This is a genomic window from bacterium (assembly GCA_020444325.1).
In the GTDB taxonomy this organism is placed as follows: domain Bacteria; phylum Bacteroidota; class Ignavibacteria; order SZUA-365; family SZUA-365; genus BM516.
This window is the reverse complement of the sequence record JAHLLD010000005.1, coordinates 331,123-349,909: the sequence shown is the minus strand read 5'-3', so window position 1 is coordinate 349,909 and position 18,787 is coordinate 331,123. Positions and strand designations below refer to the sequence as shown.

At 55.1% G+C, this 18,787-nt stretch carries 11 protein-coding genes; 8 read left to right on the top strand and 3 right to left on the bottom strand.

Features of this window, described 5'->3' with window-relative positions:
- Positions 1-323: 323 nt before the first annotated feature.
- The 6 genes from KQI65_09445 to KQI65_09420 all read left to right on the top strand — a co-directional run bounded on the left by KQI65_09445 (position 324) and on the right by KQI65_09420 (position 13,977).
- Positions 324-3,536 (top strand): T9SS type A sorting domain-containing protein, encoded by a 3,213-nt coding sequence (locus tag KQI65_09445; protein MCB2204964.1) that lies wholly within the window; start codon positions 324-326, stop codon positions 3,534-3,536.
- Between the two features lie 511 nt (positions 3,537-4,047).
- A complete protein-coding gene (locus KQI65_09440; GenBank protein MCB2204963.1) occupies positions 4,048-7,293 on the top strand; it encodes a T9SS type A sorting domain-containing protein in 3,246 nt (1,081 codons plus the stop codon).
- Between the two features lie 561 nt (positions 7,294-7,854).
- Entirely contained in the window at positions 7,855-11,100 is a 3,246-nt protein-coding gene (locus KQI65_09435; GenBank protein ID MCB2204962.1) for a T9SS type A sorting domain-containing protein, read from the top strand.
- A 277-nt stretch (positions 11,101-11,377) separates the two neighbouring features.
- Positions 11,378-12,517 (top strand): hypothetical protein, encoded by a 1,140-nt coding sequence (locus KQI65_09430; GenBank protein MCB2204961.1) that lies wholly within the window; start codon positions 11,378-11,380, stop codon positions 12,515-12,517.
- Positions 12,518-12,604: 87 nt separating this feature from the next.
- On the top strand, positions 12,605-12,805 hold the full coding sequence (locus tag KQI65_09425; GenBank protein ID MCB2204960.1) for a 4Fe-4S binding protein: 201 nt from the start codon (positions 12,605-12,607) through the stop codon (positions 12,803-12,805).
- Positions 12,802-13,977: an NAD(P)/FAD-dependent oxidoreductase gene (locus tag KQI65_09420; GenBank protein MCB2204959.1), complete on the top strand. Its 1,176-nt coding sequence runs from the start codon at positions 12,802-12,804 to the stop codon at positions 13,975-13,977. The genes KQI65_09425 and KQI65_09420 overlap by 4 nt, the downstream gene beginning before the upstream one ends.
- 76 nt (positions 13,978-14,053) lie before the next feature.
- Here the strand turns inward: KQI65_09420 and KQI65_09415 are convergent, their stop codons facing one another.
- From KQI65_09415 to KQI65_09405, 3 genes are all read right to left on the bottom strand, one after another.
- Positions 14,054-14,464, bottom strand: a complete 411-nt coding sequence (locus KQI65_09415; GenBank protein MCB2204958.1) for an energy transducer TonB — start codon at positions 14,462-14,464, stop codon at positions 14,054-14,056.
- A gap of 182 nt (positions 14,465-14,646) precedes the next feature.
- Positions 14,647-16,032 (bottom strand): M56 family metallopeptidase, encoded by a 1,386-nt coding sequence (locus KQI65_09410; GenBank protein ID MCB2204957.1) that lies wholly within the window; start codon positions 16,030-16,032, stop codon positions 14,647-14,649.
- Positions 16,029-16,424, bottom strand: coding sequence for a BlaI/MecI/CopY family transcriptional regulator (locus KQI65_09405; protein MCB2204956.1), 396 nt, complete (start codon positions 16,422-16,424; stop codon positions 16,029-16,031). The genes KQI65_09410 and KQI65_09405 overlap by 4 nt, the downstream gene beginning before the upstream one ends.
- A 303-nt stretch (positions 16,425-16,727) precedes the next feature.
- Here KQI65_09405 and KQI65_09400 point away from each other — a divergent pair, with 303 nt between their 5' ends.
- Together KQI65_09400 and KQI65_09395 are read left to right on the top strand one after the other, a co-directional pair.
- Positions 16,728-17,351: a hypothetical protein gene (locus KQI65_09400; protein ID MCB2204955.1), complete on the top strand. Its 624-nt coding sequence runs from the start codon at positions 16,728-16,730 to the stop codon at positions 17,349-17,351.
- 176 nt (positions 17,352-17,527) lie between these two features.
- Complete coding sequence (locus KQI65_09395) at positions 17,528-18,784, top strand: TolC family protein (protein MCB2204954.1); 1,257 nt, start codon at positions 17,528-17,530, stop codon at positions 18,782-18,784.
- The last annotated feature ends 3 nt before the right edge of the window (positions 18,785-18,787 follow it).

The following is an 18,787-nucleotide window of genomic DNA, read 5'->3' as shown; positions in this document are numbered from 1 at the left end:
ATCAGGGATTGCTTCCGGGCATCCAGCAAGCATCCCGGGACACACAACGGGAAGCGATCCCCGCTCCTGCCCGGTTTGCCATCTGAAATCTGCAATTTGCGATTCGTAATCTGCGATCTGCATTTTTGGCCCTGTGCGCAACTGCCACATGTTGCTATTGCTTTCCTGATTCCATGCATGTATATTCGATTGCCTTGAACTATCGTACTATTTAAGAAAAGGTTCCTATAAGGAATTCCAATCGCTTCCACCTGCCTGTCGCCACCTCGGCTCTGAGGATCGGGCAGTGAAAGCTCCACCAATACCCAATCCATGAGGTAGTCATGAATACTCAGCTACAATCTCGCCCGCTCGAGAGAAGCCGGGCTGCTATTCTTGTAGCACTGCTTTTCCTCCTCTCACCGCTTGCCCTGCAGGCCCAGACCATGATCCCCCTGCCGAATTACGGCAGCACCTACACGGCCTCACAGGTCCGTGGATTCTGGTTCACCGCTCCTACCGATTTCGTGATTGTTGGCGTTCGCGTTCCGACTGATGTCGGTACCACGCCGCAGAGTGTGCAGATCATCAAGTTTGCCAATACTCCTCCCGCATATCCGACCACAGCGACCGGCACGACGCTGGGACTGTGGACCAACGTGACAGGCACGAACATTATTTCCTGTTATGTCGAGATTAATGCCGGCGACCACATCGCCGTTTTCGGCGCACGCAGTGGTGGCGGAACGACCAACTACAACTCCTACGCAACTCCTGCCGGTCCGTTCACTTCCTCGATCCTCGGACAGTCGTGTACGCTCACGCGCATGGTGTGGCAGTCTGGCACATGGCCGGTCGGTGGCTGCTCGCAGGAAACCGGTGGCTCCATCGCCCGTACCGAAGTCTATTATATTCCGCCCATCACCGGTCCGGATGACGCAGGTATTTACTCCATCGATTCCCCGATGAATTTCTGCGCGGGTAACGAAGATGTCACCGTGACACTTCGCAACTACGGCACGAATCCTCTCACCTCGGCAACCATCAACTGGTCGCTGAACGGCGTTGCACAGACCCCGTACAGCTGGACCGGTTTGCTGGATACCCTGAACATCACCACGCGCTCGACGCAGGTGACGCTTGCCAACATGAACTTCCAGTCGGGTATTCCTTACACCATCGCCGCATGGCCGACGATGCCGAACGGCGTGCCTGACACGGTTTCGCGCAACGACACTGCCATCGTCACCGTCCAGGCTGCAATTTCCGGGACCTACACCATTGGCGGTGCCTCTCCGGACTATGCAACGTTCAGTGATGCAGCAGCTGATCTGACCGCATACGGTCTCTGCGGTCCCGTGGTCTTCAACGTGCGTCCTGGCACCTACAACGAGCAAATCGAGCTCGATGCTGTCCCCGGCGCCTCCTCGGTCAACACCGTGACCTTCCAGTCCGAGACCGGGAACAAGAACGATGTCAACCTGACCTACCAGGCCTCAAGCACCGCCGACAACTGGGTGGTGAACATCGGACTGGCTGAGTGGGTAACCTTCAAGGATATGACCATCACCGCATTGGGTACCTCCTACGGCGCGGCCGTGTATTTCAGCGGCAGTGGCACCGACAACAGCTTCATCAACTGCGAGCTGGTTTCACCGGATGTGAACTCCACTTCCAACTACGTGTCCCCCGTGCTTTCCGCGACGGGTACGCTCAACCACCGCACCAGCTTCATCAACTGCGGCATCCGCGAAGGCGGCTACGGCATGTACATGTACGGCAGTGGATCCACAAGCACTGAAGATGATGTCCTGATCCAGGGCTGCGAATTCACCGGCCAGTACTACCGTCCCTACTACGGCTACTATCTCGGCAAGATCAAGTTCCTCGACAACACCGTTATCCAGGATGCGAACAATACCTACACCTATCATTATCCGGTGGCGTTTTACTACGGATATGACTCCCAGGTCGAGCGCAACAAGATCGTCTCCTACGGCGGCACGTACTGCTACGGTGTATACTTCTACTACGAGAATTACTACCAGAATGGCAGCTCTCGTTTCGTCAACAACATGGTGACCTTGCTCGACTGTCCGCAGGTGTACTACGGCATGTATGCATACCGTATGTACAACACCCTGTTCGCACACAACACCTTCTACACCAACACGACATATACCAGCAGCTACCTGGTCTATGCACCGTATGCGCAGGGCAGCGACATTCTCAATAACATCATGTACATGGCCGGTGCGGGTTATTGCTGGTACGAAGTCGGCAACGGATACGTCAATTCTTCCGACTACAATGTCTGGTACTCGAACGGCAACAACCTCATCTACTGGGGTGGTGCACGCGCCGATCTCAACGCACTGCAGGCATACACGGGCATGGATGCGAACTCCATCACGAAGGCCGTCAGCTTCGCCGACGTCAACAGCGGCGACCTGCACCTGGCGAGTCCCTCCGACGACGACACCGACCTCTTTGGCACCCTGCTCCCGGCAGTGACCGATGACTTCGACGGCGAAGCGCGCGTCAATCCCTACCGTGGCGCCGACGAAGCCTGCTACGTCGCACCGGGCAGCCTCAACTACAGCTTCGTCGATGGCAACGGCTTCCCCGCCGCCTACGCCGAAGCACCCGGCACCGTCGGTGTCGAATACTCGGTCACCTTCCCCGAGTTTGCTTCCACGGTCACCTTCACCGTGCAGTTCTTCGACGTGACCACCAACACCCTCGCATGGCAGACCAGCTTCCAGGCAGCCAAGGCATACAACATGCCGCTGAGCGGCGTGCAGTACATCACCCTCCCGCAGTCGCTGCAGGCAGGCACCTACAAGGTCGAAGTCATTTTCAACACGAAGAACAGCTGCGACGTGTACCGCGATTACATGCCGTATCCTGTCGCTCTGCTCGTCGTGGGTGAAGGACAGAAGCCCTGCGTCGTGTGGCCGGGTGACGTCAACAATGACGGCATCGTCAACTACACTGACCGCCGCGAGCTCAATCTCTATATCTACAACGCCAACCTGCGTTCGACCTGGCTGAGCGGTCCCGCCCGTTACCAGGCCGATGCCGAGACCAATCCGTTCACCTACATCGAGTGGAAGCCGCAGGCAGCCGCCCCGTGGTACACCCCCGAAGGTTGCTACATGGATACCGACGGTAACGGCGTTGTCAACAACATGGACTACATCGCCATGAAGCTGAACTGGGCACAGACGACTCCGTACTACGGTGGCACGCCGAAGTCCGGCACGCCGGCCGCGGCCAGCTTCGCGATGGATCAGAACTACCCGAACCCCTTCAATCCGACCACGATGATCAAGTTCTCGGTTCCCGAACAGTCGCATGTGCGCCTGGTGGTGACCGACGCGCTTGGACGTCAGGTTGCGGAACTGGTCAACGGCAACGTCGACCAGGGTCTGCATGAAGTGCAGTTCGACGCTTCGCAGCTTTCGAGCGGGACGTACATCGCAACCGTGAGCATGACCGGTGCCGAATCGGGCATGAGCTTCACGAAGACCATCAAGATGGCCCTGAGCAAATAAGCTCCCGCGCTGTCTCCTGACTTACCGTAAAGGCCCCGGGCATTCAATTGCCCGGGGCCTTTGCCGTATATGTTGTGCCCCGAGGGCTGTTGTGCCCCGAGGGCTGTTGTGCCCCGAGGGCACACCGGGCATTACGGACGGGCGGAATGTCGCGTGAACGGGTGGCACAGCGTGAAAATAAGGCCATTGACTGGGGGAATCGTCACGGTGTATATTCGCGCATCTTTAATTGATGGATCCAGTTGTTTCGGACCTCAAGCAGTGTCATCACATTCCCGGTATACTTACTCAGACCGCTGTCCAACAGCGGGATACCGGGAATGCTGATACACGGAAGCACTGACGGCGGCGCGTGCCGAGCATTTTCATAGATATACTTCCAACCCAACCAGTTGCTACGAAAGGAGTGCGGAGAATGGCGTCCTGTCCAAGGCCTGTTCCAAAGCACCATTTGTATTCTACCTGCAGACCAACGCAGATCCATTCCACATCCATATCCACGAGGTATTCCATGAAGCAACTATTACCGATCCCGCGGTACGGCAGTCGCTGGCGCAGGTGGCCATCACTGTTTGCAGCACTGCTCATCATGAGTGGGACTCTGTTCGCTCAGACGCCGCAGTACTACTGCGATCAGGCAACAGGCACCAACGTTTATCCCTTCGCGACGACAACCTCCTCCCATACGCAGCATAATTATATTCCCAATGAGCTTACCGGCGCGTATCCTGGGAACATCACGAAGATTTACTTCAAGCGTGGCAATGCCACCACCAACCCGACGTACACGAATCTTACTGTGAAGCTCGGACAGAGCACGACAACAAACTTCCCATATACGACAACATTTGCCACGGGACTTTCCACCGTATACTATGCTTCGTCGGTGACACTGCCCAGCGGTGCGATCGATGACTGGATTCCCATCACGCTGCAGACTCCGTTTTACTATAATCCCAGCCAGTCACTTATCGTGACTATCTGTCATGATGGGTATTCGACCGGCTTCTACGTTCGCTATTACAGCGCAAGCACCGGTGGATATCGCCGTATCTACGGCGGAGCCGGATGTTCTTCAACGGGCGGATCTGGTTCGGATTATTCCCGCTATGCCTTCGGTGTGGATATGTCGCCGGCACTGCCTGATGACGCTGGTATCTCCGAGCTACTGAGTCCAGTGAACTTCTGCGCCGGCACGCATCCCATCCAGGTTAACCTGAAGAATTATGGTACGAACACGTTGAACAGTGTCACGGTTAACTGGTCGCTGAACGGCGTACCGCAGACACCCATCAACTACACGACACCGATGCCGACGCTCGGCGATGCGACCATCACCCTCGGTTCCCAGAACTTCGCAGCTGGTGTGCCCGTGCACATCGTGGCATGGACCAGCAATCCGAACAACACAAATGATAGTTTCTCAGCCAATGACTCGCTCGACGTGACGGTGCAGCCTGCACTGAGCGGCACCTTCACCATCGGTGGAGCATCCCCGGATTACACCAACTTCGCCGCTGCGGTAGCTGACCTGAATCAGTTCGGTGTGTGCGGTCCCGTCGTCTTCAACATCCGCTCCGGAACGTACAATGAGCAGATCGGACTGCAGGACATCGCCGGTACCTCGTCCATCAATACGGTCACATTCCAGTCCGAGACTGGAAACAAGACAGATGTCGAAATCATCTGGAACGCAAGTGGCACCGGCGATAACTATGTCGTCGCCATGGGATCCTCAAAATTTGTGACATTCAGAAACATGACCATGCGTGCGACCAACACTTCGTACGGCATCGTGGTGTTCCTCGATGGTGGTTCCACCGACTGTACCTTCGAAAACCTCGAGCTCATCGCTCCTGACGTCAATTCGACCTCCAACTATCTCGCCCCAGTCTGCTCGAATACCGGCACACTCAACCATCGTACCAGCTTCATCAACTGCGGTTTCCGTGAGGGTGGATATGGTATGTACATGTACGGCAGCGGCACGACGAGCACCGAAGATGACGTCCTCATCCAGGGCTGTGAATTCACCGGTCAGTACTATCGTCCCTACTACGGTTATTATCTCGGAAAGATCAAGTTCCTTGACAATACCGTTATCCAGGACGCGAACAACACGTACACCTACCACTACCCCGTGGCCTTCTATTACGGATACGATTCCCAGGTCGAACGCAACAAGATCATTTCCTACGGCGGCACCTACTGCTACGGTGTGTACTTCTATTACGAGAATTACTACCAGAGCGGCAACTCCCGCTTCGTGAACAACATGGTTGACTTGCTCGACTGTCCGCAGGTGTATTATGGCATGTACGCGTATCAGATGAACAACACCCTGTTCGCGCACAACACCTTCCACAGCAACACGCCGTATGCCAGCAGCTACCTCGTCTATGCCCCGTATGCCAACGGAAGCCAGATCTACAATAATATCATGCATCAGACGGGTGCAGGATATTGCTGGTATGAAGTCGGCAACGGATACGTGTCTGCCATGGATTACAACAACTGGTATACGAACGGCACCTACATCGCCTACTGGGGCGGTGCACGCACCGACCTCGCGGCCTTCCAGGCCGCCAGCGGAATGAATGCGAATTCCATCAGCAAAATTGTGTCGTTCAAGGACCTGTACGGTGGCGATATGCACCTGACCTCGCCCTCGGAGGATGACACGGACCTGTTCGGGATGCTTCTTCCCCAGGTCACCGACGATATTGACGGCGAAGTGCGCATTCAGCCGTACATGGGTGCGGACGAAGCCTGCTACATCACGCCGGGCTCGGTCAACTATGACTTCGTCGACGGACAGGGTTACCCTGCCGCCTACGCCGAAGCACCCGGCAGCATTGGTGTGCATTACTCGGTGGCCTTCCCTGAGTACGATGCAACCATCAACATGACGGTGAATTTCTATGCCATTCCTTCTGAGCAGCTTGTCTATTCCACAATGCTTACCGCGCAGAAGCAATACGGCGTCAATCTCGACGGCATTCAGTACATCACACTTCCTCCCTCCCTCCAGCCCGGCACCTACAAGATTGAAGTGGTGTTCTGGACGAAGAACAGCTGTGACGCATATCGCGATTACATGCCGTATCCCACGGCCCTGCTCCTCGTCGGTGAAGGACAACTGCCGTGCGTCGTCTGGCCGGGTGATGTCAACAACGATGGCATCGTGACCTACGTTGATCGCCGCGAACTGAATCTTTACATCTACAACGCCAATCTCCGTACGTCCTGGCTCAACGGTCCCGCGCGTTACCAGGCTGATTCCGAGACGAATCCGTTCACGTATATCGAATGGAAACCGCAGGCAGCCGCCCCGTGGTACACACCGGAGGGTTGCTACATGGATACTGACGGAAACGGCGTTGTCAATAACATGGACTACATCGCCATGAAGCTGAACTGGGCACAGACGACTCCGTACTACGGCGGCACGCCGAAGTCGGGCGCTCCTGCCGCAGCCAGCTTCGCGATGGATCAGAACTACCCGAACCCCTTCAATCCGTCGACGACGATTCGCTTCGCGGTTCCCGAGCAGTCGCATGTGCGCCTGGTCGTGACCGACGCTCTTGGTCGTCAGGTGGCGGAACTGGTTAACGACAACAAAGCCCAGGGAATTCACGATGTACTCTTCGATGCCAGTGACCTGAGCACCGGTACCTACATCGCAACCGTGACCATGACCGGTATCGAATCCGGCATGAGCTTCACCAAAACCATCAAGATGGCGCTGAATAAATAAGCTCCCGCTGCTCACAGCTGACTTCTTGATCGAGGCCCTGTTCATTCTCCTGAACAGGGCCTCGATCATTATTAGCTATACCTCATTGAAACCGGGTCCCCAGTAACAGGGACCCGGTTTTTTGGCACTTGCTTCACAATACCCCCATTTTCCCCTCAAATTTCCCCACCTGCATGCCCATTATTCACACTGTGAAAAAAATGCACGTAAAAACCGATTCCGGTTGACATAATGCTACTTTTCACTGTATCTTTTATTCACTAGCTACAGACAGCTGCGATCTGACAATAGAGGCAGACAACTCAATCTGCCAGGTTGATGGAACGGAAATGATGATTGGATTGGCGATATCACGCCGTAGTGATAGTGTCAATCCCTGTTGTTGCCCAGGTATCCAGCTTAGCCACAACCAGACAGGCCTGCTGTCAGAGGCAAGACGCGATAACCATCCACGGAGAATGCCAGTAATTACTCAATGCATCGGAGTCCCACCTCCTACCGCATTCCAGAGACAACATAGAACAATCACGCAGTGTCCCACCAGTAAATATGAGGTACAGGATGTCTCAAACGCTACAGACCAACCCACGGTCGATGCTTATCCGCGGACTCGCGGTCAGCGTCTTCCTCCTTCTGGGGACGTTCGTTTCCCAGGCGCAAACACCGCAGTATTATGTAGATAATGCTTCGGGAACGAATGTTTTTCCCTTCTCGACAACAACTTCTCCTCACACCGAGCATCACTACCTGGCGAACGAGTTCACCGGCGCTTACTCCGGAAACATTACCAAAATCTGGTTCAAGCGTGGAAACTCAACCACCAACCCGACGTTCACGAACCTGACCGTGAAGCTCGGACAGAGCACGACGACGAGTTTTCCGTACACAACAACGTTCACGACTGGTCTGACCACCTGCTATAATGCCTCCAGCACCACGCTGGCCAGCGGAAACACAAACGACTGGATTGGTATCACACTGCAGACGCCGTTCTATTACAATCCGAGCCAGGCTCTGATTGTGAATATCTGTCAGGATGGATACAGTGGCGGCTTCTACGTGCGTTATTACAACACCAGTGGTGGCGGATATCGCCGTATTTACGGAGGATCCTCTTGTTCCGCGACTGGCGGATACGGTGCTGACTATGCCCGCTACAGCTTTGGAATCGACATGTCGCCGGCGCTGCCCGACGATGCAGGCATCTCGAAGCTGCTCTCCCCGGTGAATTTCTGCGCCGGGCAGCAGGACATCAAAGTCAATCTTAAAAACTTCGGGACGAACACGCTCAACAGTGTGACCATTAACTGGTCGCTCAACGGCGTGCCGCAGACGGCGATCAATTACACAACACCGATGCCGACACTGGCTGACGCAACGATCACCCTTGGATCGCATAACTTCGCCGCCGGCGTGCCTGTGCACATCGTCGCATGGACTTCAAACCCGAATAACACCAACGACAGCTTCTCCGCCAACGATTCCCTTGACGTAACAGTTCAGCCGGCCCTCAGCGGCACGTTCACCCTCGGTGGCGCGTCACCGGATTATTCCGACTTCGCCTCCGCAGTGGCGGATCTCAACCAGTACGGCGTATGCGGTCCGGTGGTATTCAACGTCCGCTCCGGAACGTACAATGAGCAAATCGGTCTGCAGGGTATTGACGGCGCCTCCGCCATCAACACCATCACCTTCCAGTCCGAAACCGGGAACAAGGCGGATGTCGAGCTGGTCTGGAATGCAAGCGGCACAGGCGACAACTATATCGTCGCACTGGGTTCCGCCAAGTTCGTGACCTTCAAGAACATGACCATGGAAGCGACCAACAATTCGTACGGACGCGTCATTTATTTCGACGGTGCGTCTACGGATTGCACGTTTGACAATCTCGAGCTTATTTCACCAAACGTGAATTCCACATCGACGTATGTCGCTGTTGTGTACTCGAATACCGGTACGAATAACGACCGTACAACTTTCCTCAACTGCGGTATCCGCGAAGGTTCCTACGGCATGTACATGTACGGCGGCGGAACGACCTCGACCGAGGATGACAACCTCATCCAGGGCAACGAGTTTACCGGTCAGTACTATCGCCCCTACTATGGCGTGTATCTCGGAAAGATCAAGTTCCTCGACAACAAGATCTACCAGGAGCCGACGAACACGTATACATACCACTATCCCTGCTCCTTCTACTACGGTTATGATTCGCAGATCGAACGGAATATGATCTATTCCGACGGTGGCGCATATGCCTACGGTGTGTATTTCTACTACGAGAACTACTACCAGTCGGGTAACTCCATCTTCGCCAACAACATGATCTCCATCCTGAATACGACCACACGTACGTACTACGGTATCTACGGCTATCGTGACTACAACACGCTGTTTGCCCATAACACAGTACATATCAACTCGAACTATACGAGCAGCTACGCCGTGTACTCGTACTACGCCCAGGGCAGCGAGTTCTACAACAACATGTTCTACCACACGGGCGACGGCTATGCCTGGTACGTGAACGGCAACGGATACATCAATGGATCCGATTATAACCTGTTCTACACGGCTGGTAACAACTTCGTGTACTGGGGTGGATCCCGCGCCAGCCTCGGAGCCCTGCAGGGTGCCTCCGGTATGGACGCCAACTCCATTTCCAAAACCGTTTCCTTCAAGGACATGTACACAGGAGACCTGCACCTGACATCGCCTTCGGAAGACGACACCGATCTCTTCGGTACACTTCTCACCCAGGTGACAGACGATATCGATGGTGAAGATCGTATTCAGCCCTACATGGGCGCTGACGAAGCCTGCTACATCACGCCGGGCTCGGTCAATTACGACTTTGTTGACGGACAGGGGTATCCTGCCGCCTACGCCGAAGCACCGGGCAGCATCGGTGTGCATTACTCGGTGGCCTTCCCCGATTTCGACGCCACGATCACGATGACCGTGAGCTTCTACTCCATCCCCAGCGAGCAGCTTGCGTATCAGACGCAGCTGACGGCACAGAAACAGTATGGCATCACGCTCGATGGCATTCAGTACATCAACCTGCCGTCTTCGCTCCAGGCGGGCACCTACAAGATCGAGGTGAACTTCTGGACGAAGAACAGCTGCGACGCCTACCGCGATTACATGCCGTATCCTTCGGCCCTGCTCATCGTGGGCGAAGGACAGCAGCCGTGCGTTGTCTGGCCGGGTGATGTGAACAACGACGGTGTGGTCACGTATGTTGACCGCCGTGAACTGAACCTCTACATCTTCAACGCCAATCTCCGCGCCACCTGGCTGAGCGGTCCCGCGCGTTACCAGGCCGATTCCGAGACGAATCCGTTCACGTACATCGAATGGAAACCGCAGGCAGCCGCTCCGTGGTACACGCCTGAGGGTTGCTACATGGATACGGACGGAAACGGTGTTGTCAACAACATGGATTACATCGCCATGAAGCTGAACTGGGCGCAGACGACGCCATGGTACGGTGGCACGCCGAAGGCCGGTACACCGACCGCAGCCAGCTTCGCGATGGATCAGAACTATCCGAACCCCTTCAATCCGTCGACGATGATCAAGTTCGCGGTACCCGAGCAGTCGCATGTGCGCCTGGTCGTGACCGACGCTCTTGGTCGTCAGGTGGCGGAACTGGTCAACGGCAACGTGGACCAGGGTCTGCATGAGGTACAGTTCGATGGCTCACAGCTTTCGAGCGGCACGTACATCGCAAGCGTGACCATGACCGGCGCCGAGTCGGGCATGAGCTTCACGAAGACCATCAAGATGGTGCTGAGCAAATAAGCTCCCGCGCTATCTCCTGACTTACGGCAAAGGCCCCGGGTATTCAGTTGCCCGGGGCCTTTGCCGATGATAAAAAGATGGAATGAATGAAAAATGGAAACATGCGCCCGATGCCATATTTCCATTTTTCCATCATTCCGTTTTTCCATGCTCAGAGGCAGAGGATATCTTCGAGATCCGACCCACGGTGCATCATAAATCCCTTGAATTTCTGCCGTGAAATTGAGTATTATGTAACGACGAGAACTACGCTTATCATTCTTTTCCTGGACGTTCTATGAAGAAATTGTTTCTCCTTACAGCTTTCGTGCTATTCGTATCCTCCCCGTTGCAGAGCAGCGCGCAGAGCACTATCCTCGAGTTGCAGACAGTGACTGCTTCTTCCTCGAAATGGGAAGTGAAAGCGATCATGAAGCCTGCAATGACCATCATGAACATCGAGGCGGTATCTGTGGCACTCAGCTACAACCCCAGCGAGCTGGGTATGGATCCCACGAATCCGATCACGAACAAACACTTCCAGTCGTCCGGGTTTGATGATGGCAGTATTCCTGACTGGGACAGTAACGGCATCAATCCGGATGTCACGTTGTATTCCGAATATCATCCAACCTTCGGGTCGGCACCGATACTGAAAAATAATCCCCCGACGCTCTGTCATTTCAATTTCGTTCCGAAAACCTCCCCTCCGCCTCCGATATCTGTGTGCGTCTGGGGAAACACCTCGACGGGCGCTCTGACCTATTTCTTTGAAGCAGGCGTTGCGCAGCAGCAAAATTTCGATGCGCAACCTCAGTGTCTTACCTGGGTTCCCGTTGAACTGACTTCCTTCACCGCCGCACAGCAGGGTGAAGCCGTCGCATTGAAATGGGTGACAGCCAGCGAAACCAATAACTACGGCTTCCATATTGAACGGCTCGACCCGATTTCAGAAGGTCCTTCCGAATGGAAAACTGTGGGCTTTGTGAAAGGTGCAGGGACGACGTACGCACAACGCCAGTACCTTGCTCTCAATAATGATCTTCCGGGTGATGGAATTTACAAGTATCGCCTGCGTCAGGAAGATTTCGACGGAACAACAGAATACAGTCCAGAAGCTATCGTCAATTTCAGCCTCCGGCCGAATGCCTACGCACTGCATCAGAACTACCCCAACCCGCTTTCACTCTCGCTCGGCAACGGTACGACAGTGGGCTATGATGTCGCAGAAGACAGCAACGTTCGCATCAGTGTGAGTAATCTGCTGGGACAGGAAATCGCGACACTTCTCGATGAGCACCGCGCGGCAGGTTCCTACGCTGTGAACTGGCAGCCCCTGCACATCGCAGCCGGCAGCTACATTGTCACCATGATCGCGGAAAACGCCGCCTCAGGCAGCGCGGAAATTCGTCATCTCAGGATGCAGGTGGTCCGCTAAGCTTGCCTTTGGGAGAGGGAATCTGGAAATTGAGGAAGCGCAGTAATGCGCTTCCTTTTTTTTTATGCGAAAGGATGATCCTTGCTACTGATAGATATCAAACCCAACAGCTGTGATTTCTGTGGCTGCTGCGTTGGTGTTTGTCCCGAAGACGCCATCGAACTGCAGGAAGCCCACATCAGCATTATCGAAGAACGCTGCACCAACTGCGCCAAATGCGTGTGGGTCTGTCCCTTCGAAGTACTCGTATTCAACAAACCCGTGAAGAAGTCACCGGCCGAGACATGAAAGAGCAGTATGACGTCATCATTGTCGGTGCCGGTCCAGCAGGAACAACCTGCGCACGTTTCGCGGCGGCACATGGAGCTTCAGTGGTCGTTCTCGAGAAGGATCGGGATGTGGGCATGCCTGTTCGCTGCGGGGAAGCCGTCAGCAACCGGAGCCTCGAGAAGATCGTCGATATCGATCCCCGGTGGATCGCGTCGACCATAAAACACTTTCGCCTCATCTCTCCGTCCGGGCATACCGTCGAACCCGATCTGGGGGGATACGGCTACGTACTCGAACGCCGCATCTTCGACTACGACCTCGCACGCCTCGCCGTGAAAGCAGGAGCGGAGGTACATACGAAAAGCTATGTTGAAGGATTGCTCCCGGCTGACAAGGGTTGGGATGGCGTACGGCTGCGCTGGCGCGGCGAGCCACGTGAGTTGCGGGGACGCATTATCGTCGGTGCTGACGGCGTGGAATCGCGCGTGGGGAAATGGGCGGGTATCGATACGACGACACATATGCGCGATATGGAGACCTGCGCGCAGATGACAGTTTCGAACATCGATCTCGCCGACGACACCTGTGAGTTTTATTTCGGCAATGACACTGCTCCGATGGGCTACCTCTGGGTCTTTCCGAAAGGCAACGGCATGGCCAATGTCGGTGTGGGAATCAGCGGCATGGCTTCGAAAAAGCGTGCGGCGATAAGATATCTGCAGGATTTCATCGCACAGCGCTTCCCCGGGGCCGGCGTGCTCACTACCGTGGCTGGAGGCGTTCCCTGCGCCGTGACGGTCGATACGCTTGTGAGGGAAAATCTGCTGCTTATCGGCGATGCCGCCCATCAGGTCAATCCGATGTCCGGCGGCGGCATTACCAGTGGCATGTTTGGTGGGAAAATGGCTGGCGAGGCCATCGCGAAGGCGTTGCAGCATGATGATCTTTCGCTACTGCAGGAATACCCCCGGCAATGGGAAAAGGAGATCGGCGCAAAACATCGGACGTATCACAACATGAAATCCGCCGTCTACAAATTCCCGGACACGGCGCTCGATGACATCGCAGTCAACGTCCTCAAACTGAAGCCGGAAAAACGTACGATCTGGGGAGTATTCCGTACCGCACTGCGGCATCAGCCATCCCTGGTCTGGGAAATGGTGAAAACTTTCGGACTCGGAAAGTCCTGACAACAGGAACGACACTCCGCGAGCCTTAGGGGCAGGACAGGTTCCTGACCACCGCCTGTCGGCGCACTATTGCCGGTTACTTGTCGTCAACGTCCTCTTTCTTCGGGGCAAGTTTGAATTTCACCGGCACGAAGACGATACACTTGACCGGCTTGTCTGCGCTCCGTCCGGGATTGAAGGTCACTTCCCGCATCGCCTTCAATGCCGCTTCGCTCAGAAGGTCATTCGGGCTCCGTTTCACCTTACAGTCATCGACCTTTCCCTGTTCACTCACGAGCACCTCGACAATCACCGTTCCCTCGATCCCCGCCTCATGGGCTTCTTTCGGGTACGTGATGTTTTTGGCCAGAGCGGAAATTCCGCCCACAATTGTCGGCGGCTCTTCTACCGTATCAAAGTACTGTGAACGGTCTGCCTCATCCGTATTCTGCGCCTGCAGCAGTGCAGGCAGCAGAAGCACAAACATCGTCAATATCGCTCTTTTCATTGCTTCACTCCTTAATGTTTTGCCATGCAAAGATGGAATAATGGAATGATGTCCGTGCGCTGGGATGTTTCCATTTTCCATTATTCCATCTTTCCATTGTTCAATCTTTCGATCCGGGATTGCTTCCGCAGTGACAGCAGGCATCCGTGAACACCTCACGGGAAGCAATCCCGGCTCCAACGCTATTTGTCATCCGGCGGCTTTGTATTGAGACGGAAGCGGATGGGTACGGCAATCATGGACTCGATCGGTTTACCATTGCGATGTGCAACCTTGAAATCCGTTTCCATAACCGCCTTCTTCGCTGCCTCGTCGAGCAGTGGATGTGCCGAGGCAATGACTTCGGCATAAACCGGTTTGCCGTCACGGACGATTTTAGCCTGGACCACCACCGCCCCTTCAAGGTTCTGTTTCAATGCTTCTTCCGGGTAGATGACATGGCTGGAGAGCGCTTTGAGTCCGCCAACGATTTTCGCACCCGCGCCCGTCTTCCATTTTCCCTCTTTTTTATACGTCGCGGTCGAGGACAATGGATCACCGAGCCGCAGCGAGAGGCTGTCGCCCGACTCATCGATCGCCTGTTTATCCTCATAGGAAACCTTGTTGATTTCTCTGTACGAGACGGTTTCCTCGCTGCACTGCCACGACAGAGGGAGTATCAGAAGGATGCAGGCTCCAACGGCAACTCGGTGCAGACGCTTCATGTTTTTTTCCTCCCGCGATTTGAACAGATGTGAGATACGCGCTGCGAAGCCGCGGCGGGTTTCGAAAAAGCAGGTTCCCGTCTGCACAATACGAGCCGGTTCCGCTTCTGCGAAACGCAGCAGCAGTCTGCCGTAATCCACGGCGCGCGTTCCGGTTCGCTCGAGCGCCTGCTCGTCGCAGATCTGCTCGCGATAACGGAAAAGACGAATGTTCATGAGCCAGACGAGCGGATTCAGGAGATAGAACATCTGCACCAGCGTCTGCAGCAGCACCAGGACGCCATCCCGGCGGCGGATATGCGCGTGCTCGTGATGCAGTACGGCATGCAGGACCTCCCGTGACGCGGTGGCGATTTCCTGTGTCACATAGATGCGGGGACGCAGAATGCCGATTGCGAGCGGTGTCGGGATGCGGGAGGAAACGTACACGCGAGGTCCCTCATCCCATGCATCATGCAGAAGGGGATCGGCGTTCATGAGCCTCCTTCGCAGTTTCCATGATCGCTGAAGGACGAAGACGGTGAATACGATAAATGCCAGAAACAGTGCGGCAACGATGATCGTCGGCGCGGATATGCGCTCCACTGTTCCTGGTGCCACCGCACTGACAACGGCTGCGGGCAGCGCAAAGAACCCGGTGACCGGCGCCTTACCGCTGAACAGATCGAAATAAATCGGCGGAATAACCGATTTCACCAGCGCGGAGATCCACAGCAGGTAGCGCACTTTCGGACCGGCGTTGCGCAGACCGAGATCCAGCAGAAAAATGACCACGATGAACAGACCCGTCTGAAACTGCATGGTCAGCCACAGGTTCAGCATGTTCAGTGCGTTTGCATTCACATAATCCAGCAAGGCGTTCATTGTGCTTCCTCCTCTGCGTCATGCGCGTCAATGAGTTCACGCAACACCCGGATATCGGCATCACTGAGTTTGCGGTTACTGACCAGAAACGAGGCCATCGCGCCGAACGAGCCACTGAACATGCGTTCCGCCGCCTGCGTCACCCCTGCATCCAGCACCCTGTCCCTCGCAACAGCTGCACTATACTGATTCACGAGCCCCATCTTCTTCCTGCGGAGAAATCCTTTCTCCACCAGGATATTCATGAGCGTCTGTACCGTAGTGTACGCTTTCTCATCGTTGGGATATGCGCTTTCGAGCACTTCCCGTACGGTCACAGCTTTTCCCTTCTCCCAGACCTCCTGCATGAGTTCCCACTCCGCAGCTGATAATTCATGCTTTTTCCGTGCCATGTGATCTCCAGTGGCTACTAATTTTTTAGTAACTATACGAAACCATTAGGAGGATGTCAAGTGGGGGCGACATTTTCCCCCCTTCCACACGGATTCTACCGCAATTATGCAGTTTCTGCATATTCTCAGCTCTGTGCTTATGCAGTTTCTGCATATTTCTGATGCGTCAGATATGCAGTTTCTGCATAATTCCGACTCCGCCGTGGCATTTCCTCCCTCCCACGCAGCAACTACTTTGATCAGGCCCCGAAGGTTTATATATTCCGACAGTATTATCCGTAACCAGATGTATTCGGAGGGCTTATGGGACGTCATCTGCTTGTTCTTATGCTGATCGTCAGTTTTTCGTCAACTGTTCATGCGCAGGACAATACAGATGAAGGCCAACGCTGGTTTGCCAGCTCTACGATCAATTTCGAATCGACACAGCTTGGCAACGCCCGTGGATATGATCCCTTGGGATCGAGCATCGCCTCTCTCGATCCCTGGCTGCAAATCCGCTGCACGCTGTATGAAAATGAAACAAGTCGCGGCGCACTCGAAATTGGCGTTGCGTACTGCAGATATGAAGCGCAGGCATGGGGTAACGACGCGCCACTCCGCTTTACGAGCACATCCCTGCTGGTGCCTGTTGAGTACGTCATGCATGGGCGACCGTATGGACTTGAGAACAGCCCTCTTTCCGGTTTCATTGGTTTTGGTTTTCATGTGGCCGCGAGCCTTGACGAAACCTATCCCGGCTATTCCTCGAAGGATGACGTTTATCGTCTGGGCTGGAACTTTACGGTTGGACTGGCGCTTACTTCTGAGGACGGAAGGGCTATTGAGCTGGGCTTCCGAGACCTCAGAGATAATCACTGGTTTGATCTCAGTAACGTCCGGTGGAAATCTCAAGGCATCTTCGTCAAAGCTGTGATGCCGCTCTGAACAAGCACCACGACCGCATACGAATGGCACAGGAGTACCGCTGCGCTGCATAAAGAATCCTTAGTAGGACCTGTCGCATCCTAATTAACCCCGGGCAATTGCTTCGCGAAGCAGGGTTCTGTAAGACGCTGCCTCGCAATACCCCGGGTTCCATATAAGCAAAGTTGATTTTAGGTATGAAATATCGTCTCCTCTTTCTCACGTTTCTCTTTCTCGGTGGCACGATTACCGGTCGGGCACAGCTCAGACTGGCGGACATGCTTGCGCGCATCGACGAGCATCCGCGTGTCGTTTCCGCGCAGGCAAAAGTCGATATGTATCACGGTCGCAAGCTGCAGGGCTGGAGTCCCTCTTCTCCCGCACTGACCTTCCATGAAGAAGAGATTCCTCGGGCAGGCAGTCTCGGAACCGGTGCTCTCCGCGAATGGCAGGTGAGCCAGGAGTTCGACCTCCCGTTACTGATCGGAGCCCGCGGGGGAATGGATGCGCATCTCCAACGTGCATCGGAACAGCAGATTTCCGTGGTCCGCATGGAGGTCCGTGCCTCGCTCATTGCAAGCTATGCTGCATGGTATGCAAGCTGGCAGCAGCTTACGCTGCAGAAGGAAAACACCACCCTCACCGAAGAATTCGCACGCAAGGCCGCGTTGCGGCATACCGAAGGTGAAAGCAGTGCACTTGAATCATCCCGCGCGCGTGCGGAAGCCGCTACGTCTCGGGTGGCCCTCGCGCAAGCGGAGCTCGCGCTCCGCGATGCAGCCCGCAGGCTGTATGAAGCCGGTGGTGGACTGTTCGACCTCGGCAGCATTCGTGCACAGTCTCCGGCCGACAGTCTGCGACCCCTCGATCTCCCTGCTCTGCTCGCGAAAGTCCGTGACGGTGCAGCTGCCGCGCCGGATGCCGAATCCTCCCCGATGCTGGCACGACTGCGTGAACAGCGGGACGCCATGCGAGCAAATGCCTCATGGCGCTGGATGGAATTCCTGCCACGCTTCGAGATCGCCTATATAGAGCAGGACTTTGCGGATATCGGCAGACACTGGGGCGCGGAACTGACAGCTTCCATTCCTCTCTGGTTCCTCCTCGATACACGTGGCTCCATCGAGGAACACCAGGCTGTGAGGCGCATGGCAGAGGAGGAGTACACGCTCGGCCGTCTGCGACTGCATACGCAACGTGAGCATGTGCGCGAGAATCTGCAGACGGCACTTACCCACTTTCAGGCCTATGAAAATGAATTGCGCAGCGAAGCCACGGTGATCGCGGCAGCCGCCGAAAGCGGATACGCGAACGGCGAAATCGGATACATGGAATACATCGATGGCAGACGGTCAGCGAACGAAATCCGTCTCGGGTACTATGACGCCCTCGCCGCAGTGTATGCTGCAATTGCACGATATGAACAGTATTACAATGAGTATGTTCTGGATTGACAC